This window comes from Nitratidesulfovibrio termitidis HI1 (assembly GCF_000504305.1).
Taxonomy (GTDB): domain Bacteria; phylum Desulfobacterota; class Desulfovibrionia; order Desulfovibrionales; family Desulfovibrionaceae; genus Cupidesulfovibrio; species Cupidesulfovibrio termitidis.
Genome location: NZ_KI632512.1, coordinates 1,852,666 through 1,873,643 on the forward strand (window position 1 = coordinate 1,852,666; position 20,978 = coordinate 1,873,643).

A 20,978-nucleotide genomic window follows, 5' to 3' on the forward strand; every position below is an offset into this window, starting at 1 on the left:
CCGTCACTCAATGCACAAAAAAACGCGCTTTCCTCCGCCTTTCCCCCTTGCCTTTTCCCGGGGGAGCGGGTAGAAGGCCTTTCTCGTTGGCTGGCGTAGCTCAACTGGCAGAGCAGCTGATTTGTAATCAGCCGGTTGCGGGTTCGAGTCCCATCGCCAGCTCCACAGTGGAGGGGTTCCCGAGTGGCCAAAGGGAACAGACTGTAAATCTGTCGTCGTAAGACTTCGGTGGTTCAAATCCACCCCCCTCCACCACTTGACAAGCTATCTTGGCTGTAGGAGACAGGAAGGCCTGTCGGAGAACTACGGCTTCCTGGAAGTACGGCAGTCTGCCTGACGTGCGGGAATAGCTCAAGTGGCTAGAGCATCAGCCTTCCAAGCTGAGGGTTGCGAGTTCGAGTCTCGTTTCCCGCTCCATCCTAGCCCGGGTTCTCCTCAAGCAAGCAATCGGCCCACATAGCTCAGGCGGTAGAGCACTTCCTTGGTAAGGAAGAGGTCATGAGTTCAAGTCTCATTGTGGGCTCCATTTCCGTGCCTAACGATTAACGCAAGAAGAAAACCACGCCAGGGAGAACACCTATGGGTAAGGAAAAATTTGAACGCAAGAAGCCGCATGTCAACATCGGCACCATCGGCCACATTGACCACGGCAAAACCACTCTGACCGCCGCCATCACCAAGGTGGCCGGTCTGCGCGGCAACGGCAAGTTCGTGGCGTTCGACGAAATCGACAAGGCTCCCGAAGAAAAGGAACGTGGCATCACCATCGCCACCGCCCACGTCGAATACGAAACCGCCACCCGCCACTACGCCCACGTGGACTGCCCCGGCCACGCCGACTACATCAAGAACATGATCACCGGCGCCGCCCAGATGGACGGCGGTATCCTGGTGGTCGCCGCCACCGACGGTCCCATGCCCCAGACCCGTGAGCACATCCTGCTCGCCCGTCAGGTCGGCGTGCCCTACCTGGTGGTGTTCCTGAACAAGTGCGACATGGTTGACGACGAAGAGCTGCTCGAACTCGTGGAACTCGAAGTTCGCGAACTGCTCTCCCTCTACGGCTTCCCCGGCGACGACATTCCGGTGATCCGCGGTTCGGCCCTGAAGGCCCTTGAAACCGACGATCCCAACTCCGCCGACGCCGCTCCGGTCGTGGCCCTGCTCGACGCCTGCGACAGCTACATTCCTGAACCGCAGCGCGACATCGACAAGCCCTTCCTGATGCCCATCGAAGACGTGTTCTCCATCTCCGGCCGCGGCACCGTGGTGACCGGTCGTGTGGAACGCGGCATCATCAAGGTCGGCGAAGAAGTCGAAATCGTCGGCATCAAGGACACCGTCAAGTCGACCTGCACCGGCGTCGAAATGTTCCGCAAGCTGCTCGATCAGGGCCAGGCTGGCGACAACATCGGCGCCCTGCTGCGCGGCATCAAGCGTGAAGACGTGGAACGCGGCCAGGTTCTTGCCGCTCCCAAGTCCATCAAGCCGCACCGCAAGTTCAAGGCCGAAGTGTACGTTCTGTCCAAGGAAGAAGGCGGCCGTCACACCCCGTTCTTCTCGGGCTACCGTCCGCAGTTCTACTTCCGTACCACGGACATCACCGGCATCATCGCGCTGGCTGACGGCGTCGAAATGGTCATGCCCGGCGACAACTCCACCTTCACCGTGGAACTGATTGCCCCCATCGCCATGGAGCAGGGCCTGCGCTTCGCCATCCGCGAAGGCGGCCGCACCGTTGGCGCGGGCGTGGTCTCCGAAATCCTGGAGTAAACGATGCGCGTCAATCTCCTGCTCGCCTGCACCGAGTGCAAGCGCCGCAATTACGCGACCGTCAAGAACAAGAAGAATACTACCGGACGCATCGAGCTGAAGAAGTATTGTCCCTGGGACAAGAAGCACACGCTCCACCGCGAAACCAAGTAGTATCCTCATAGTGCAGGGCAGTAGCTCTAACGGCTAGAGCGCCGGTCTCCAAAACCGGATGTTGGGGGTTCGAATCCCTCCTGCCCTGCCATCTCCTTTCCTAGCGGGACAGTGCACGGCAACGTGCCAAGGCGCCCCACGGCACCTTTCCGCCCGGCCCGGCGAACCGCATGGTTCGCCCGCCGGGCGGGCCGGTCCCCCCCGAACGATGGCAAGTCGACCAGTCGAAATGGCTCCAGAGGCGACCATGGCGAAAAAGCAGCAGAACGCGCCCGAGGCGACCCCCGCCGATTCCGGCAACGGCATCGGTGACAAGATCACCCAGCTCAGGGACTACTTCGAGGAAGCCAAGGGCGAACTGCGCAAGGTCACCTGGCCCACGCGCAAGGAAACCACGGCAACGGGCATCGCCGTGCTCGTTCTCGTTTTCGTCATGTCCCTGTTCCTCGGTGTCGTGGACCTTGGGCTGACCAAGCTCGTCGAATACATCCTCTCGTGATGGACACCGAAATGACCGAATCGATTCCCACGACAGCCAAGGCCCGCTGGTTCATCGTCCATACCTACTCGGGCTTCGAGCAGCGTGTCGAACAGACCATACGCGAGATGATCCGTACCGGTCAGGCGCAGGGGCTCATCGAAGAGGTCGTGGTGCCCACCGAGAAGGTCATCGAGCTCGTCAAGGGCGAGAAGCGGACCTCCACGCGGAAGTTCTACCCCGGGTACGTCATGGTCAAGATGGCCATGACGGATTTCTCGTGGCACCTCGTCCAGTCCATACCCAAGGTTACCGGATTCGTCGGCGGCAAGAACCGTCCGACCCCCATGCGTGACAGCGAAGCGGAACGCATCCTGACCATGATGGAATCACGGCAGGAGCAGCCCCGTCCGAAGTTCAACTTCGAGCGCGGGGACGAGGTTCGCGTCATAGACGGGCCTTTCGGCGGCTTCAATGGCGTCGTCGAGGACGTCAACTACGACAAGGGCAAACTCAGGGTGTCGGTCTCCATCTTCGGCAGACAGACCCCGGTCGAGCTGGACTTCGTCCAGGTTTCCAAGGGCTAGCCCCCTTTCGATGATTTAGCGCGGTAACCATCGCGGCCCGCGCCGCCCATAGAGGGACAGAACAATGGCTAAGAAAGAAGTTGCCAAGATCAAGCTGCAGATTCCGGCCGGGGCGGCCAACCCTTCCCCGCCGGTCGGTCCCGCGCTCGGCCAGCACGGGCTGAACATCATGGAATTCTGCAAGACTTTCAACGCGAAGACCATGGAGCAGAAGGGCATGATCACCCCCGTGGTGATCACCGTCTACTCCGACCGTTCCTTCACGTTCATCACCAAGACCCCGCCCGCTTCCGTGCTGCTGCTGAAGGCCGCCAAGCTCGAAAAGGGCTCTGGCGAACCCAACCGGAACAAGGTCGGGTCGGTGAGCATGGCGCAGGTTGAAGAGATCGCGAAGCTGAAGCTGCCCGACCTCACCGCCAAGGATCTCGATGCGGCCACCCGCTCCGTTCTGGGCACCGCCCGGAGCATGGGCATCGAAATCAAGTAGCGTTTCGGATCAGTTGCACTGCCGTCCGCCGACAATGTCGGCCTTCCCGGCCAAGCCGGGGCGCATGTCTCCATCGTGAGAAAGCGTGACCATGGCGGCAGGAGATTGCGAACGTCAGCAAAAGGAAAAGGTGGGTACAATGCCCAAGCACGGCAAGAAATATCGTTCGGCGACTGAAGGACGCGACATCGCCGAAATCCTCACGCTTGAAGACGCGGTGGCCAAGTCCCTTGGGGCTTCGTTCGCCAAGTTCGACGAAACCGTCGACGTGGCCATCTGCCTCGGCGTCGATCCCAAGTACTCCGACCAGATGGTGCGCGGCGCCGTCACCCTGCCCCATGGCCTCGGCAAGACCGTGCGCGTGGCGGTGTTCTGCAAGGGCGACAAGGAAGCCGAAGCCAAGGCCGCCGGCGCCGACTTTGCCGGTGCCGAAGAACTGGTCGCCAAGATCAAGGAAGGCTGGCTGGACTTCGACAAGGCCATCGCCACCCCCGACGTCATGGCCCTGGTCGGCCAGATCGGTCGCGTGCTCGGCCCCCGTGGCCTGATGCCCAACGCCAAGACCGGCACCGTTACCTTCGACGTGGCCACCGCGGTGAAGGAAACCAAGGCTGGTCGCGTGGAATTCAAGGTCGACAAGGCCGGCGTGCTGCATGCCCCGCTCGGCAAGGTGTCCTTCGGTCCCGAAAAGATCCTGGACAACCTGAAGTCGCTGCTTGATACCGTGAACCGCCTGAAGCCCGCCACGGCCAAGGGCACCTACATGAAGGCCATGGCGGTTTCCACCACCATGGGCCCCGGTTTCAAGGTCGACCCGACCACCATCAAGAAGTTCCTCGAAGGCTAAACCCCTTCGGTGATATTTGGCCCGACTGTTCGCAGTCGGGCCTTTACCGGCTACAGGCCCGGAAATACGAGTCGAAGAAAGCAGGCAGCACGGGTTCTCCGCCCTTGCATTAAGTCCTGCCGAGACCACAGTGTCTTTGGCTCGGCATTTCCACCCAGACACACCCGAACCTGAGGAGAGTCACGTGAACAGGTCCGAGAAAGCAGCCATCATCGAGCAGCTCAAGGCTCGTGCTGAAGGCGCTTCCATCGCGGTCGTGACCGACTTCAAGGGTATGTCGGTGGAAGAGCTGACCCGTCTCAGAGTGAAGCTTCGTGAAAACGGCGCGGAATACCACGTCGTGAAGAACACCCTGGCACGGATCGCCTTTACCGACGGAGCGCATGACGTCATCAAGGACGTGTTCAAAGAGAACTGCGCCGTCGCCCTTGGGTTCGCAGATCCCGTCGCGGTGGCAAAGGCGGTTACCGACTTTGCCAAGACGAGCAAGATCTTCACGGTGCGCCACGGCAGCCTTGAAGGCAAGTTTCTTTCCGGTGACCAGGTCGCCGACCTTGCCAAGCTGCCCAGCAAGCCCGAACTGATCGCGCGCGCTCTTGGCACGATGAACGCCGTGCCCACCAACTTCGTTTCGCTGTTCGCCAACATCATCCGTGGCCTTCTCTACGCCCTGAAGGGCATTGAAGAGAAGAAGGCCGCCGCCTAGGCGACACCGAGCCCAACCCCTTACGCCAAAGACACCCGAAAGGAGCAAATCATGTCCAGCATCACCAAGGAACAGGTCGTCGAATTCATCGCCAACATGACCGTCCTCGAACTTTCCGAGTTCATCAAGGAACTTGAAGAAAAGTTCGGCGTGTCCGCCGCCGCTCCGGCCATGGCCATGGTTGCCGCCGGCCCCGCTGAAGCCGCCCCGGCCGAAGAAGAAAAGACCGAATTCGACGTTATCCTGAAGGCCGCTGGCGCCAACAAGATCGGCGTCATCAAGGTTGTGCGCGCCCTGACCGGCCTTGGCCTGAAGGAAGCCAAGGACAAGGTTGACGGCGCTCCCTCCACCCTGAAGGAAGCCGTTTCCAAGGAAGAAGCCGAAGAAGCCAAGAAGCAGCTGGTGGAAGCCGGCGCCGAAGTCGAAATCAAGTAGACTCGGTTCGCTGCGCCGCACAGGCGATCGGAATGGCGCGGGCGAGTTCATCGCCCGCGCTTCTTCTGCTTTGTCGCCCCGTACGGCAAATTGGCATTTCGGGTGGCGGCCACGCGCCAAAGCATACCGGAATACCGGCCAGATGCAGGTGGGCGAGGTCTTCACGGGGCGGGATGAAACGGGACGAACGGAACATACGGACAGGCGGAACAGGCAGAACTGGCCGCCCCCCCCTTGGGGATGCCAGGTTGGATCGGAAGCGAGTATGTGGCAAGCCGCACGGACTTGCATAATTTTTCCGAAACGACTATTCTTGCAATTTGGTCGAACTTACTTCGCACCAATCCAGCTCCTGACCCGGGCGGTACGTTGTACGCTGCACCCCTCTTTTCTACCCCCCGAACCGACAGCCTTTCCGGTGGGCGCGTCGCTCTTGTCGCGCGTCCGCTTTGCCTTGTCCGCGGTACGGCGTTGAAGGGTACCCCCCTTCACGCGGCCGCCTTTCGTTGTCGCTTCGCCCCGGCAGCCACGCATCACGCGCCCGCTGCCCCCGAACTGCGGTACCATGGCCCTGCCACCGGTACCGCTGCCAGCGTGCCGTGCACGCGTCCGCTCCATCCGACCCCCACGGGTCGTTCGGCCTCTCGCGCTGAGAGCCCCGCCGGAAAACCGTCTTTCTGAGGTGAAACCATGGGCCAACTCACGAAAAAGTTCGGCAAGATTCCCGTATCGCTCGGCATTCCGCACCTCCTGAACCTTCAGGTGGACTCGTACATCAAGTTCCTTCAGGAAGGCCTTGCCGAGCGCAAGACCGACGAGGGGCTTGAAGGGGTCTTCCGGTCCGTGTTCCCCATCGAGGACTTCAACCGCACCGCCAGCCTCGAATACGTCAGCTACGACATCGGCGAGCCCAAGTTCGACCAGGCGGAATGCATCTCGAAGGGCCTCACCTACGAAGCGCCCATCCGCATCAAGGTGCGGCTCGTGGTGTACGACGTCGACGACGATTCCGGCAACCGCACCATCCGCGACATCAAGGAACAGGACATCTATTTCGGCACCCTGCCGCTGATGACCGAGAAGGGCACCTTCATCATCAACGGCACCGAGCGTGTCATCGTCAACCAGTTGCAGCGTTCGCCGGGCATCATCTTCGAGCACGATTCGGGCAAGACCCATTCGAGCCGCAAGGTGCTGTACTCCTGCCGCGTCATTCCCATGCGCGGCTCGTGGCTCGACTTCGACTTCGACCACAAGGACATCCTGTACGTCCGCATCGACCGCCGCCGCAAAATGCCCGCCACCATCCTGTTCAAGGCCATGGGCATGACCAAGACGGACATCCTGGACTACTTCTACAAGAAGGAGTTCTACCGCATTTCCGCCGACGGTCGCGTGTTCTGGGAAGTGCAGAAGGACATGTTCCGCAAGGATTCGGCCTTTGCCGACATCGCGGGCGCCGACGGCACCGTGTTCGTCAAGGCGGGCAAGCCCATCACCAAGCGCGCCTGGCGCCAGATCTGCGAAGCAGGCCTTGAAGCCATCGAAGTGGCCGCCGACACCCTGGATGGCCTGTTCCTGGCCGAAGACGTGGTGAACCCGGCCACCGGCGAAGTGCTGGCCGAAGCTGCCGACGAAGTGACCCCCGGCGTGCAGGAACGCCTGCGCGAAGCGGGCATCGACCGCCTGCCCATCCTGCACACCAAGGGCGTGGACACTTCTTCTTCCCTGCGCGACACCCTGGTGCTGGACAAGACCGCCGACAAGGAAGCCGCCCAGGTGGAAATCTACCGCCGCCTGCGCCCCTCGTCGCCGCCCACGCCCGAAATCGCGGAAAGCTTCTTCGACAACCTGTTCCGCAGCCCGGACTACTACGACCTCTCCCCCGTGGGCCGCTACAAGCTGAACCAGCGCCTTGGCCTTGACCAGTCGCTGGAACTGCGCGTGCTGACCGACGAGGACATCCTGACCGCCATCCGCGTGCTGCTGCACCTGAAGGACAGCCACGGCCCGGCCGACGACATCGACCATCTGGGCAACCGCCGCGTGCGCCCCGTGGGCGAACTGGTGGAAAACCAGTACCGCATCGGCCTCGTGCGCATGGAACGGGCGATCAAGGAACGCATGAGCCTGCAGGAAGTCTCCACGCTCATGCCGCACGACCTGATCAACCCGAAGCCGGTGGCCGCCGTGCTGAAGGAATTCTTCGGCACCTCGCAGCTTTCGCAGTTCATGGACCAGACCAACGCCCTGTCGGAAGTGACGCACAAGCGCCGCCTGTCCGCCCTGGGCCCCGGCGGCCTGACCCGCGAACGCGCGGGCTTCGAAGTGCGCGACGTGCACACCTCGCACTACGGCCGCATCTGCCCCATCGAAACGCCGGAAGGCCCGAACATCGGCCTCATCGTGTCGCTGACCACCTACGCCAAGGTGAACGACTACGGCTTCATCGAGACGCCGTACCACGTCATCCGCGACACCGGGATGACCGGTGAGGTGGTCTACCTCGACGCCTCGCGCGAGCACGGCGAAGTCATCGCCCAGGCCAACGCGCCCTTCGACGCCGAAGGCAAGCTGGCCGACGACTACGTCACCACCCGCGTGAAGGGCGACGTGCTCATGTCGCCCCGCGAGGAAGTGACCCTGATGGACGTTTCGCCCAGCCAGATGGTGTCCATCTCGGCCGCGCTGATCCCGTTCCTGGAACACGACGACGCCAACCGCGCGCTCATGGGTTCGAACATGCAGCGCCAGGCCGTGCCGCTGCTGCAGTGCGAGAAGCCCATCGTGGGCACGGGCATGGAAGGCCCGGTGGCCCAGGACTCCGGCGCGTGCATCATCGCCGAAGGTCCCGGCATCGTGCGCTACGCCGACGCCGACCGCATCATCGTCAGCTACGAGAACGGCCTGTACCCCGAACGGGGCGGCGTGCGCGCCTATGACCTGCAGAAGTTCCACAAGTCCAACCAGAACTCCTGCTTCGGCCAGAAGCCCACCTGCCACCCCGGCCAGATCGTCGTCAAGGGCGACATCCTGGCCGACGGCCCCGGCATCGAGGACGGCGAACTGGCCCTGGGCAAGAACCTGGTTGTCGCGTTCATGCCCTGGTGCGGTTACAACTTCGAAGACTCCATCCTCATCTCCGAGCGCACCGTGAAGGAAGACACCTTCACCTCGGTGCACATCGAAGAGTTCGAGGTCGTCGCGCGCGACACCAAGCTGGGACCGGAAGAAATCACCCGCGACATTCCCAACGTGGGCGAGGACATGCTCCGCAACCTGGACGGCAGCGGCATCATTCGCATCGGGGCCAACGTGAAGCCGGACGACATCCTCGTCGGCAAGATCACCCCCAAGGGCGAAACCCAGCTGACCCCGGAAGAAAAGCTGCTGCGCGCCATCTTCGGCGACAAGGCCCGCGACGTGAAGAACACCTCGCTCAAGGTGCCCCCGGGCATCGAGGGCACCGTCATCGAGGTCAAGGTGTTCAACCGCCGCTCCGGTGAAAAGGACGAGCGCGCCCGCCTGATCGAGGAATACGAACTGGGCCGCCTGGACCGCAAGGAACAGGATCACATCCGCGGCCTTGGCGACGCCACCCGCGTGAAGCTGATGGCCGTGGTGGAAGGCAAGCAGCTTGCCACCACCCTGGCGGGCAAGAAAAAGGGCGAGGTCATCGCCGAGGCCGGCGCCTCCGTCACCGCCGAGATGCTGGCCGACGTGCCCCTGAAGAAGTTCGCGGGCCTGTTCAAGAACCGCGAGGTCAACGACGCCGTGGACGCCCTGCTGGAAAGCTATGACCAGCAGGTGCAGTTCATCAGCAACATCTACGAGTCCAAGCGCGGCAAGGTGACCGAAGGGGACGACCTGCCCCCCGGCGTCATCAAGATGGTCAAGGTCTACATCGCCGTGAAGCGTAAGCTTTCGGTGGGTGACAAAATGGCCGGTCGTCACGGGAACAAGGGTGTCGTCTCCTGCATCCTGCCCGCCGAGGACATGCCGTTCTTCGCGGACGGTCGCCCGGTGGACATCGTGCTGAACCCCCTTGGCGTGCCTTCGCGTATGAACATCGGCCAGATCATGGGAACCCACCTCGGGTGGGCCGCCAAGGAAATGGGCCGTCAGCTCGCCGAAATGCTGGAGCGCAACGACCCGCTGAAGGCGCTGCGCAACGAGGTGAAGCGGGCGTTCGATTCCGCCGCCATCAACTCGCTGGTCGATTCCATGGACGACGAGGACTTCCGCGCTTCCGTGGCCAAGCTGGGCCGCGGCATCGTGACCAAGACCCCCGTGTTCGACGGTGCGGCGGAAGAGGAAATCTGGTCGTGGCTGGTACGCGCCAACATCGACGATGACGGCAAGACCGTGCTGTACGACGGCCGTACCGGCGAACGGTTCCACAACCGCGTCACCACCGGCGTCATGTACATGCTCAAGCTCCACCACCTGGTCGACGAAAAGATCCACGCCCGCTCCACCGGCCCCTACTCGCTGGTGACCCAGCAGCCGCTGGGCGGCAAGGCCCAGTTCGGCGGCCAGCGGCTGGGCGAAATGGAAGTGTGGGCGCTGGAAGCGTACGGCGCGGCCTACCTGCTGCAGGAATTCCTGACCGTGAAGTCGGACGACGTGACCGGCCGCGTGAAGATGTACGAGAAGATCGTGAAGGGCGACAACTTCCTGGAAGCCGGTCTGCCCGAATCGTTCAACGTGCTCGTCAAGGAACTCATGTCGCTGGGCCTCGACGTCACGCTGCACCAGGAAGAAGGCAAGAAGCGCCCGAAGCGTGTCGGCTTCATGAACGCGCTGTAGGAATATGCATTCAAGCCCGGCGGACGGAAGTCCGCCGGGCACATGCGGCGCCGCCCGGTACGCGCGCGCACGCCGGGGCACGCAAAGGCCCGCAAACCACCTTTTCGGGTAGGGACACGATATGACCTTAGACGATCTGTTCACCGTCCGGGGCTCGTCGGCCAACGTCGCGAACATCCGCAACCTGAAGGCGATCCAGATCTCCATCGCCGCGCCGGAAAGCATCCGGGAATGGTCGTACGGCGAAGTGAAGAAGCCCGAGACCATCAACTACCGCACCTTCAAGCCCGAGCGGGACGGCCTGTTCTGCGCCAAGATCTTCGGGCCGGTGAAGGACTACGAGTGCAACTGCGGCAAGTACAAGCGCATGAAGCACCGTGGCATCGTGTGCGAAAAGTGCGGAGTCGAGGTCATCGCCTCCAAGGTGCGCCGCGAACGCATGGGCCACATCGAACTGGCCGCGCCCGTCGCGCACATCTGGTTCCTGAAGACCCTGCCCTCGAAGATCGGCACCCTGCTCGACATGACCATGGCCGACCTCGAGAAGGTGCTGTACTTCGACTCGTACATCGTGCTCGATCCGGGCAGCACCAACCTCGCCAAGATGCAGGTCATCTCCGAGGACCAGTACCTTCAGGTCATCGACCACTACGGCGAGGACGCCCTTGTCGTGGGCATGGGCGCCGAAGCCGTGCGCAGCCTGCTTGAGGAACTGAACCTCGAGGAACTGCGCGCCATGCTGCGCGAAGAATCGCAGGCCACCAAGTCGCAGACCAAGAAGAAGAAGCTTACCAAGCGCCTGAAGATCGTCGAAGCGTTCCTGGAGTCGGCCAACAAGCCGGAGTGGATGGTGATGGAAGTCATCCCCGTCATTCCGCCCGAACTGCGCCCCCTGGTTCCGCTGGACGGCGGCCGCTTCGCCACGTCCGACCTGAACGACCTGTACCGCCGCGTCATCAACCGCAACAACCGCCTCAAGCGGCTGATGGAACTGGGCGCGCCCGACATCATCATCCGCAACGAAAAGCGCATGTTGCAGGAAGCCGTTGACGCCCTGTTCGACAACGGTCGCCGTGGCCGCGCCATCACCGGCACCAACGGCCGCCCGCTGAAGTCGCTGTCGGACATGATCAAGGGCAAGCAGGGCCGGTTCCGCCAGAACCTCTTGGGCAAGCGCGTCGACTACTCCGGCCGTTCGGTCATCGTGGTGGGCCCCAAGCTGAAATTGCACCAGTGCGGCCTGCCCAAGAAGATGGCGCTGGAACTGTTCAAGCCCTTCATCTATTCCGAGCTCGAAAAGAGAGGCCTGGCCTCCACCATCAAGAGCGCCAAGAAGATGGTGGAGCGCGAGGAACTGGTGGTGTGGGACATCCTGGAAGAGGTGGTGCGCGAGTACCCCATCCTGCTCAACCGCGCCCCCACCCTGCACCGTCTGGGCATCCAGGCCTTCGAACCGCTGCTGGTCGAAGGCAAGGCCATCCAGCTGCACCCGCTTGTCTGCTCGGCCTACAACGCCGACTTCGACGGTGACCAGATGGCCGTGCACGTGCCCCTTTCGGTCGAAGCGCAGATCGAATGCCGCGTGCTCATGATGAGCACCAACAACATCCTTTCCCCGGCCAACGGTTCGCCGGTCATCGTGCCCTCGCAGGACATCGTCCTCGGGCTGTACTACATGACCGTGGAGCGTTCGTTCGAAAAGGGCGAAGGCATGGCCTTCTGCGCCCCGTGGGAAGTGGTGGCGGCGTACGATTCCGGCTCCGTCTCGCTGCATGCGCGCGTCAAGGTGCGCATGGAGGACGGCAAGACCGTGGACACCACCCCCGGCCGCATCCTGGTCTGGGAAGTGCTGCCCAAGGGCGTGGACTTCGAGTTCGTCAACTGCACCCTGACCAAGAAGAACATCGCCCGGCTGGTGGGCGCCGCCTACCGTGACGCGGGCACCAAGGCCGCCGTCATCCTGTGCGACCGCCTGAAGGACGTGGGCTACGAATACGCAACGCGCGCGGGCATCACCATCGGCGTGAAAGACCTGCGCATCCCGTCCAAGAAGAAGGGGATGCTCGAGGCCTCGCAGAACGAGGTGGACGACATCGAGCGCCAGTACCGCGACGGCATCATCACCCGTACCGAAAAGTACAACAAGGTGGTGGACGTCTGGACCAAGGCCACCCAGGACATCTCCAACGAGATGATCAAGGAAATCTCGCACGACATCCTCGTGGACGCCAAGACCGGGAAGCAGGAAGTGAACAGCAGCTTCAACCCGATCTTCATGATGTCCACCTCGGGCGCGCGAGGCAACCAGGACCAGATGCGCCAGCTTGCGGGCATGCGCGGCCTGATGGCCAAGCCTTCGGGCGAAATCATCGAAACGCCCATCACCTCGAGCTTCCGCGAAGGCCTCGACGTGCTGCAGTACTTCAACTCCACGCACGGCGCGCGAAAGGGCCTTGCCGACACCGCGCTGAAGACGGCGAACTCGGGTTACCTTACCCGCCGCCTGGTGGACGTGGTGCAGGACGTCATCGTCAGCGAGCTTGACTGCGGCACCGTGGACGGCATCGAGATCGGCCATTTCGTCAAGGGTGGCGACATCAAGGTGCGTCTGGCCGACCGCGTGCTGGGCCGCGTGCTGTTGTACCCCGTGTTCGATCCGGAAACCCGCGAACTGCTGTTCGACGAAAACACCCTGATCGACGAAGACGTGGCCCAGACCCTGGAAGCCACGGGCATCAGCACGGTGACCATCCGTTCTGCCCTGACCTGCCAGAGCGAACGCGGCGTGTGCGCCCGTTGCTACGGGCGCGACCTTGCACGCGGCCACCTCGTCAACATCGGCGAGACCGTGGGCATCATCGCCGCCCAGTCCATCGGCGAACCGGGCACCCAGCTCACCATGCGCACGTTCCACATCGGCGGCACCGCGTCGCGCGAAATCGAACGTTCCAGCATCGTGTCGCAGCATCCGGGCCGCGTGATCCTGTCGCGCGTGAAAGCCGTGCGCAACCGCGACGGCCAGATGATGATCCTTGGCAAGAGCGGCCAGATCGCCATCGTGGACGACCAGGGCCGCGAACGCGAAAAGTACATCCTGCCCAACGGTTCCCGCCTGAACGTCGCCGACGGCAGCGAGATCAAGAAGGGCGTCGTCCTTGCCGAATGGGACCCGTTCAACGAACCGTTCGTCTCGGAAGTGGAAGGTACGGTCAAGTTCACCGACATCGTCGAGGGCAAGACCTACCAGGAAAAGATGGACGACGCGACGCGCATGACCACGCAGTCGATCATCGAATACCGCACCACCAACTACCGCCCGTCCATCTCCATCTGCGACGAGAACGGCGACCCCAAGATACGCAGCGGCAACCTGCCCGCCACGTATTCGCTGCCCGTCGGCGCGCTGATCATGGTGAAGGCCGGTCAGGAAGTTCAGGCCGGCGACATCATCGCGCGCAAGCCGCGTGAATCGTCCAAGACCAAGGACATCGTGGGTGGTCTTCCCCGCGTGGCCGAGCTGTTCGAAGTGCGCAAGCCCAAAGACATGGCCGTTGTTTCCGAAATCGACGGCACGGTCACCTTCGCCGGTGAAACCAAGGGCAAGCGCAAGCTGGTGGTCACCCCCGAAACGGGCGAGGCCAAGGAATACCTGGTGCCCAAGGGCAAGCACATCACCGTTTCCGACGGCGACTTCGTGGAAGCCGGTGAACTCCTGACCGAAGGTCATCCGGAACTGCACGACATCCTGCGCACCAAGGGCGAGAAGTTCCTGGCCCGCTACCTGGTGGACGAAATCCAGGAAGTGTACCGCTTCCAGGGCGTGGGTATCGACGACAAGCACATCGAAGTCATCGTGCGCCAGATGCTGCGCAAGATCACCGTGCTCGATCCGGGCGGCACCAGCTTCCTGGTGGGCGAACAGGTGGACAAGGGCGAATTCCGTCAGGAAAACTCCCGCGCCATGGGCGAAGGCCGCACCCCGGCCACGGCCGAGCCGCTGGTGCTCGGCATCACCCAGGCTTCGCTGACCACCTCGTCGTTCATCTCGGCGGCGTCGTTCCAGGAAACCACCAAGGTGCTCACCGAAGCGTCCCTGCGTGGCAAGATGGACTACCTGCGCGGCCTGAAGGAAAACGTCATCGTGGGTCGCCTGATCCCCGCCGGGACCGGCTACCGCGAGTACGTGCACTCCGACATCTCGGTGCCGGAACAGAAGGAACGCCCGGACAAGTTCCTGGAAGACCTGGAAGACAATCCGCTGCTGGTGGACATCTTCTAGGCAGGGCTTGCGCCAAGAGTAAGAGAAGACAGGGCCTCCGCTTTCGGGCGGGGGCCCTTTTCTTGTGGCGCCATGGTGAGGGGAAGGGGCATGCGCTCTTGGAGACGGCCTCTACGCAGACAGTCCTGCCCTGTTGATACCGGTCGATTTCGTTATGCCTCCGGCGGGCAAGGGGCCATTGAGCGATGGCCCCTTGCATCCCCGCGCTCCGGGGGGCGCTGCCCGCGCTGCTATCTTCATCCGTAAGACTCGCGCTTCGCGCTCGCCTAACGGCTGAAGTCCTGGTCCCCCCAAGTTCGTCCTGCACCGCATTCCTTTCGTCGGCAGCTTCCCTCGGCCAAAGCGCCTTCGGGCGATCTGCCGACGGGAACGCGATGTGCGCAATTCTCTCGCCGCCCCGCCATGGCTCGGGAGCTCTATCCCCACCCATCCTGCACCGCATTCCTGTACCGGGCAGCTTCCCTCCGGCGCTGGAGCGCCTCCGGGCGATCTGCCCGGCGGAATGCGATGTGCGCACGAAGGCTCTCGCAGCCAATACCCCACGAGACAGCCGCTACCCTCGCCCCCGTTGCGGCGCGCATCCGCGACGCCGGAGCTTCCGCCTCGCAAAGCCTCGGCAGCGATCTCCGGCTGCGGCTGCGTATCGCCGCACGATGGTCGCGTCTGATGTGGCGCGTTGCTCAAGGGAGCAACTGACAATGGTGGTTTGCTGTTCGCGCCAGCGCGCAGGCCGAGCATCGGGAACAGTCCTCCATTATGTTCACCGAAAATGTGCCGCGCGTAGAAGCGTGTGACGCCGGGCTTTGACGGCGGCACATGCGTCGCAACGGGGGTATGGGTAAAGGCACCCTCGCTCAGCCATGCCAGCGGGAGCAACGCGCGTATTCGCGTTCCCACCGCCAAATCACCCAAGGCGCGCCAGCGCCGCAGGGTAGTTGACGGTGAAAGGAACGCGGCGCAGGAAAACGTACGGTCAGGGCACCCAAGCTCCACCATGCCTGCGGGAGTCATGTGCGCATTGGCGTCACCGGCGGCAGATCACCCGGAGGCGCCCAGCGCCGGAGGGAAGCTGCCGCCGAAGGGACACCGCGCATGAAACGTAGGGGGTCCAGGGGTGGCGAAGCCCCCCTGGAGCGCGGGGATGCAAGGGGCCGCCGCTCTGCGGCCCCTTGCCCGCCGGAGGCATAACGAGATCGAGCGTGGACTTGGTGGCTGACGTGTATTCGTAGAGGCCGCAGCCAACCGCGCGGCAGCCTTTCATCACCCCGCCGGAGGCATAACGAAATCGCGCGTGGTCAAAGGGGCAGGACTGTCTTCGTAGAAGCCGGATGCAACAAGGCACAACATATCCCATCCCCTTCACCCCCCCGGACGGCGCCCCCCCTTCCGCCTGTCCAGTTCCTCGGTCAGGTCCTGCGTGGGCACGCAGCGCAGCATGTCGCGCAGGACGACGCCGGCATCGGGCCGTCGGCGGGCCTCGGCATCGTTCTCCCTTGCGACGGGCGCATGCTCGGCGAAGACGGGCCCAAGGCCGGTGACGATCCAGTAGGTATTGATGCCCAGCCGCGACAGCCGTATCAGCCAGTCCGCCGGGATACGACCGTGCTTTCCGGCCTCGACGATGGCGGACAGCCTGAGGCCCAGCAGTTCCGCCAGCGCGGCCAGCGTCCGGCACCCGGTGGCCTCAAAGATACGGGCCAGCTGCGCCCTGGCATCTGGCCCGTAAAAGGAAGGAATCTCGCTCATGGCACGCTCCGGCATTGCGCGGTTGGCAACTGCCCGGAGCACGGAACGCCCGAAGGAACGGACGCCCGGCCGCAAAGGATTCCCGGAAGAGCAATTGCCGGGAGCTCGTAGCCGCCACAGGACGGTGGGATTATTCCCCCTTGCGGGGTATTGTATTCTCCGCACTCCCGACACGCGTGCGTGAAGACGGTCGTGCCTGCTTGCGCATGCACAACCCCGCAGTGTCGGCGGCGGACCGCCTGTGGATAAAGGTGCTACGTACACCCGCCCGCACTATGCGGCACCCGGACGGGCGGCGTCAAGTGCCCGGAGCCGTTGGGAGATATGGCCGCGACGGCGAAAAGGAAGAAAAAGGAAGGGAACGCGTCAGGTGGGATGCCCGGCAGGATGTCAGATCAAGTCTGAACTCCTACATGTCAGGCGGGATGTCGGAGGGGGGACATGTTCAGGGGAGCGCCCAAGGGGGATACCCCCTTCTCCCCCCACCCACCCCCCGTCACCGTCTTGCCATCATTGCCCGGCTGTGCGAAAACGTGGTGCCTTGAGCGGGCATCCACGACAAGGACATTCAATGCCGCCGCACTCCCAGCTTCGCCGTCCCTCCTCACAGCCGCACCGGCCCGCATCGGTCCGGCCTTTTGGCGTGCGCGCCCTGTCCTTCGTCAACGGCCTTGCCTCCCCTCTTCTCCTGCTCGCACTGCTTACCCTGTTCCTGCTGCCAGCCGCCACCCCGGCGCAGGCCGCGCCCCCCCGCCAGTTCGTGCTCGACACCTTCGCCATCGAAACCCGCGACGGCACCCTGGTGCTGCGCCTGGGCGTTGGCGTCGACGACCCCGACGGCCTGCGCGACCTGCTGAAGGACGGCGCCGAAATGGAACTGCGCGGCACGGCCACGCTCACCCGCCGCCGGGGCGTGCTGCCCGACGTGACCCTGGCAGAAAAGACCTTTGCCTGCGTGCTGCGGCACGACACCCTGACCCGCGAGTTCGAACTGCGCCTTGAAGGCCGTGAGGCTCCCTGGCGTGACAAGAACCTTGGCCGTCTGCTGGAGGGCACCTGGAAGCGCCTGGTGCTGCCGCTGGCCCCCATTGCCGGGCTGGAAAAGGGCGAACCGCACCGGGTTTCGCTGGCCCTGTCCCTGCGCCACACCGACGTGCCGCCCTGGCTTTCGCGCACCCTGTTCTTCTGGTCCTGGGAAGTCGTGCCCGACGCGACCTTCACGCAGGACTTCACCTACTGACCCCCCGCCTCCCCATGGCCCGCCGCACCGTTACGCCCGACCAGCCCTCTGGCCGCCCGCCAGACGGACAGCCGAACGGGCACGATCCTGTCGGCACCCCCGTTCCGCACAATCCGCACGATGGTCCGGACGCTCCCCGCGTCATCCGGGTGAACCCCAGCGACTCGCGCGAACGCAAGCGCCGCCAGCGCGAAATCTACGTGGCGGCGGGCGTGCTGGTGAGCATGCTGGTGGCCACCTGGGTCGAACTGAACCTGTTCGGCGTCGATTCCTACATCTTCCTCGTCTTGATGAACATCAACTTCATCCTGTTGCTGGTGGTGCTGTTCATCGTGCTGCGCAACGGGGTGAAGCTGATCCTCGAACGCCGCCGCCGGGTGTTCGGATCGCACCTGCGCACCCGGCTGGTGCTGGCCTTCATGGCCCTGTCGCTGGTGCCCACGGTGATCATGTTCCTGGCCTCCAACCGGGTGGTGGGCACCTCGGTGGACTACTGGTTCAACAACCAGGTGGAAATCTCGCTGGACAGCGCCCTGGACGTGGGGCGCAGCTTCTACACCGCCTCTGCCGACCGGCTGCGCGCGCGCGGCGAATCCATCGTGGCGGAAATAACCGACCGCCACCTGACCTGGGGCGGCCAGGCCATGGACGCCCTGCTGGAGCGCAAGCGCAAGGAATACGGCCTGTCGCTGGCCGGGGTCGTCACCCCGGGCCAGGTGGAACAGAACTGGCACGCCCCGCCGGACCTGGCCCCCACCTGGAAGGAGGCACGGCGCAGGATCGCCTGGGACCAGGCGGCGGCACAGCGCTACGTGTCGCTGCTGTGGAAGGGCGAGCGCGCCGACTACGTCTTCGGCGTGCTGGCAGTGGACAACGGCAACACCGGCTATCTGGTGGTGGGCGAATCCATCGGCGAAGGGGTGATGCTGAAGCTCGAGCGCATCGCCCAGGGCTTCGACGACTACAAGAAGCTGAAAACGCTGAAAAGGCCGCTGAAGGTTTCGTTCCTGTTCATCCTCGCGGTGCTCAGCGTGCTGATCATCCTGGGGGCCATCTGGTTCGGCTTCCGGCTGTCCAAGGAACTCACCGCGCCCATTCTGGCCCTGGCCGAAGGGACGGAGCGCATCGCACGGGGCGACCTGGCCTTCCGGCTGGAGGACGCGTCCACCGACGAACTGGGCCTGCTGGTGCGCTCGTTCAACCGCATGGCCGAAGACCTTTCCGTCAGCCGCACCCGGCTCACCGACGTCAACGAGATGCTGGCCCTGCAGAACGTGGAGATCGGCGAACGCAGCCGGTACATCGCCACCGTGCTCGACAACATCGCGGCGGGGGTGGTCTCTTTCGGCCCGGACGACCGGGTGGCCACCATCAACGCCGCCGCCTGCGCCATGTTCGGGGTGGAGCCGGGTTCCATCGTGGGCCGCGACCCGCGCGAATTCCTTTCCGACGAAGACGCGGCCATGAACCGCGAAATGCTGGACGAGGTGCGCGCACGCCCCGGCCGCCGCTGGCAGCGCCAGGTGGAATACGGCAAGGGCGACCGCGCCCTGAAGCTGCTGCTCACCTCCGTCAGCCTGACCACGCCAGAGGGCGAGTACCGGGGCGCGGTGGCCGTGTTCGAGGACATCACCGAACTCGAGCGCATGCAGCGCATGGCCGCCTGGCGCGAGGTGGCGCGGCGCATCGCCCACGAGATCAAGAATCCGCTCACCCCCATCAAGCTTTCCGCCCAGCGGCTGGAACGCAAGTTTGCCGGCGCCGTGGGCGACCCGGTGTTCGGCCAGTGCACCGACCTCATCGTGCGCCAGGTGGAACACCTGCAACAGATGGTGGAAGAATTCTCGGCCTTCGCCAAGCTGCCGGAGGTAACCCCCCGGCCCGGCAACCTTACCCCGCTGCTGGAGGAACTGACCGCCCTGTTCCGCAACAGCCACAGCAACATCCAGTGGACGCTGGACATCCCCGCGCCGCTGCCGGTGCTGCCCATGGACCAGGAAGCGCTGCACCGGGCCTTCCTGAACATCCTGACCAACGCGGCGGAAGTGCTGCAAGGCCGCGAAGGCGGCGCGGTGACCATCACCGCCGTGCACAACACGGCCCTGAACCTGGTGCGGGTGGACGTGGCCGACAACGGTCCCGGCCTGACGCCGGAAGAACGATCGCGCCTGTTCGAGCCCTACTTTTCGCGCAAGAGGGGCGGCACGGGCCTTGGGCTGACCATCGTGAAATCCGTGGTGTCGGACCATCGCGGCTACGTGCGCGCCCATGCCGCGCCCCGTGTGCCGGAAGGACAGGATGCGCCGACAGGGCACGACACGCCCGATACGCCCGACGCGTCCCCCGCGCAGCGCACCCCCGGCAATTCCGGCACCGTTGTCACCGTCGAGCTTCCTGTGGCATAAGGGAACGTATACCGGTGCTCCGCGCGCCGCGCATGGTGCGCGGGCGCGACCCGTTTCCCCGCCGTCCCGGCACACGCCACGGGAGTTTCCGCATGCACGTCGTCATCCTTGGCGGCACGGGCTTCATCGGTTCGGCCCTCGCCCGCGCCCTGCTGGCGCGGGGCGATACGGTTACCGTGCCCTCGCGCGACCCGCGCCCCGCCAGCGCTCGGGGCGTCGTCACCGCAACATGGAACGGGCGCGACCCGGAACCGCTGGCCCGCCTGCTGGAAGGCGCGCAGGCGGTGGTCAATCTGCTGGGAGAGAACATCGCCGCTGGCCGCTGGACGCCGCAGCGCAAGGCACGCATAGTGGACAGCCGCGTGGCGGCCGGACAGGCCGTGGCCGCGGCGCTGGGCGCCATGAACGGCGCCGGGCTTCCGGCGGTGCTGGTACAGGCCTCGGCAGTGGGATATTATGGCGCCTGGCCCGACATGGCCGCCGCTCCCCGCTGCGGCGAAGGCGACCCGCCGGGGGCCGGGTTTCTGGCGGAAACCTGCGCCCGATGGGAGGCCTCGTCCGCCCCGGCACAGGCCATGGGCGTACGGCGCTGCATCATCCGCAGCGGCGTGGTGCTGGGGGCCGGGGGCGCGCTGGCGCGCATGCTGCCCGCGTTCAGGGCCTGGCTGGGCGGTCCGCTGGGCAGCGGCAGACAGCCGTTCCCGTGGATACATCTGGCGGATGAGGTCGGGGCCATCCTGCACCTGCTGGATACCCCGTCCTGCTCCGGCCCGTACAACCTCGCCGCGCCGCAGGCCGTGGACAACGCCGGGTTCACGGCGGAACTGAACCGCGCAGTGGGGCGGCCGACCTGGCTGCCCGCGCCGCCCGCCCCCGCCTTTGCCCTGCGCCTGGCCCTGGGCGAACTGGCGAAAGAGGCCCTGCTGGCGGGCCAGGTGGCCCCGCCGGAGCGTCTGGCCGACTCCGGCTACGCCTTCCGGTTCCCCACGCTGCGCGCGGCGCTGGCGGACCTGCTGGCCGTCTGACGCATATG

Annotated in this window: 14 protein-coding genes and 5 tRNA genes; 18 read left to right on the plus strand and 1 reads right to left on the minus strand. The window is 64.3% G+C overall.

The genetic code is table 11. The annotated features are described in order from the left end of the window. The first annotated feature begins 89 nt into the window (after nt 1–89). The 15 genes from DESTE_RS07580 (at nt 90) to rpoC (ending at nt 14,554) form a co-directional block, all read left to right on the plus strand. Nucleotides 90–165 (plus strand) — tRNA-Thr (locus DESTE_RS07580). Between the two features lie 4 nt (nt 166–169). After that, a tRNA-Tyr gene (locus DESTE_RS07585) sits at nt 170–255 on the plus strand. 85 nt (nt 256–340) lie between these two features. Beyond that, nucleotides 341–417: transfer RNA gene (locus tag DESTE_RS07590), tRNA-Gly, on the plus strand. Between the two features lie 33 nt (nt 418–450). Next, nucleotides 451–526 (plus strand) — tRNA-Thr (locus DESTE_RS07595). A 53-nt stretch (nt 527–579) separates the two neighbouring features. Further along, nucleotides 580–1,773 (plus strand): elongation factor Tu, encoded by a 1,194-nt coding sequence (gene tuf / locus DESTE_RS07600; RefSeq protein WP_012612578.1) that lies wholly within the window; start codon nt 580–582, stop codon nt 1,771–1,773. A gap of 3 nt (nt 1,774–1,776) precedes the next feature. Then, complete coding sequence (gene rpmG / locus DESTE_RS07605) at nt 1,777–1,926, plus strand: 50S ribosomal protein L33 (protein WP_035066568.1); 150 nt, start codon at nt 1,777–1,779, stop codon at nt 1,924–1,926. A gap of 14 nt (nt 1,927–1,940) precedes the next feature. After that, nucleotides 1,941–2,017: transfer RNA gene (locus tag DESTE_RS07610), tRNA-Trp, on the plus strand. A gap of 156 nt (nt 2,018–2,173) precedes the next feature. After that, complete coding sequence (secE, locus tag DESTE_RS07615; RefSeq protein WP_012612579.1) at nt 2,174–2,425, plus strand: preprotein translocase subunit SecE; 252 nt, start codon at nt 2,174–2,176, stop codon at nt 2,423–2,425. Nucleotides 2,426–2,436: 11 nt separating this feature from the next. Next, the gene (gene nusG / locus DESTE_RS07620; RefSeq protein ID WP_012612580.1) at nt 2,437–2,991 is read left to right on the plus strand and encodes a transcription termination/antitermination protein NusG; all 555 of its coding nucleotides are present in this window, start codon (nt 2,437–2,439) and stop codon (nt 2,989–2,991) included. Nucleotides 2,992–3,055: 64 nt separating this feature from the next. Continuing rightward, nucleotides 3,056–3,478: a 50S ribosomal protein L11 gene (gene rplK, locus DESTE_RS07625; protein ID WP_007523977.1), complete on the plus strand. Its 423-nt coding sequence runs from the start codon at nt 3,056–3,058 to the stop codon at nt 3,476–3,478. 139 nt (nt 3,479–3,617) lie between these two features. Next, on the plus strand, nt 3,618–4,325 hold the full coding sequence (gene rplA, locus DESTE_RS07630) for a 50S ribosomal protein L1 (RefSeq protein WP_035066571.1): 708 nt from the start codon (nt 3,618–3,620) through the stop codon (nt 4,323–4,325). Between the two features lie 184 nt (nt 4,326–4,509). Beyond that, nucleotides 4,510–5,031 carry a 50S ribosomal protein L10 gene (gene rplJ / locus DESTE_RS07635; RefSeq protein WP_035066572.1) on the plus strand — a complete coding sequence of 174 codons (522 nt, stop codon included), beginning with the start codon at nt 4,510–4,512 and terminating at the stop codon, nt 5,029–5,031. Between the two features lie 51 nt (nt 5,032–5,082). Further along, entirely contained in the window at nt 5,083–5,466 is a 384-nt protein-coding gene (rplL, locus tag DESTE_RS07640; RefSeq protein WP_035066574.1) for a 50S ribosomal protein L7/L12, read from the plus strand. Nucleotides 5,467–6,156: 690 nt separating this feature from the next. Continuing rightward, a complete protein-coding gene (rpoB, locus tag DESTE_RS07645; protein ID WP_035066576.1) occupies nt 6,157–10,275 on the plus strand; it encodes a DNA-directed RNA polymerase subunit beta in 4,119 nt (1,372 codons plus the stop codon). Between the two features lie 121 nt (nt 10,276–10,396). Further along, on the plus strand, nt 10,397–14,554 hold the full coding sequence (gene rpoC, locus DESTE_RS07650; RefSeq protein WP_035066578.1) for a DNA-directed RNA polymerase subunit beta': 4,158 nt from the start codon (nt 10,397–10,399) through the stop codon (nt 14,552–14,554). Between the two features lie 1,359 nt (nt 14,555–15,913). On the opposite strand, the gene DESTE_RS17170 is transcribed toward rpoC, so the two are convergent. Further along, nucleotides 15,914–16,300 (minus strand): helix-turn-helix domain-containing protein, encoded by a 387-nt coding sequence (locus DESTE_RS17170; protein WP_051384368.1) that lies wholly within the window; start codon nt 16,298–16,300, stop codon nt 15,914–15,916. 571 nt (nt 16,301–16,871) lie between these two features. On the opposite strand from DESTE_RS17170, the gene DESTE_RS07660 reads away from it, so the two are divergent. The 3 genes from DESTE_RS07660 to DESTE_RS07670 all read left to right on the plus strand — a co-directional run bounded on the left by DESTE_RS07660 (nt 16,872) and on the right by DESTE_RS07670 (nt 20,970). Then, a complete protein-coding gene (locus DESTE_RS07660) occupies nt 16,872–17,540 on the plus strand; it encodes a DUF4390 domain-containing protein (protein ID WP_051384369.1) in 669 nt (222 codons plus the stop codon). Between the two features lie 14 nt (nt 17,541–17,554). After that, nucleotides 17,555–19,945, plus strand: a complete 2,391-nt coding sequence (locus tag DESTE_RS07665) for a sensor histidine kinase (RefSeq protein ID WP_156925290.1) — start codon at nt 17,555–17,557, stop codon at nt 19,943–19,945. Nucleotides 19,946–20,037: 92 nt separating this feature from the next. Next, the gene (locus tag DESTE_RS07670) at nt 20,038–20,970 is read left to right on the plus strand and encodes a TIGR01777 family oxidoreductase (protein WP_035066579.1); all 933 of its coding nucleotides are present in this window, start codon (nt 20,038–20,040) and stop codon (nt 20,968–20,970) included. The last annotated feature ends 8 nt before the right edge of the window (nt 20,971–20,978 follow it).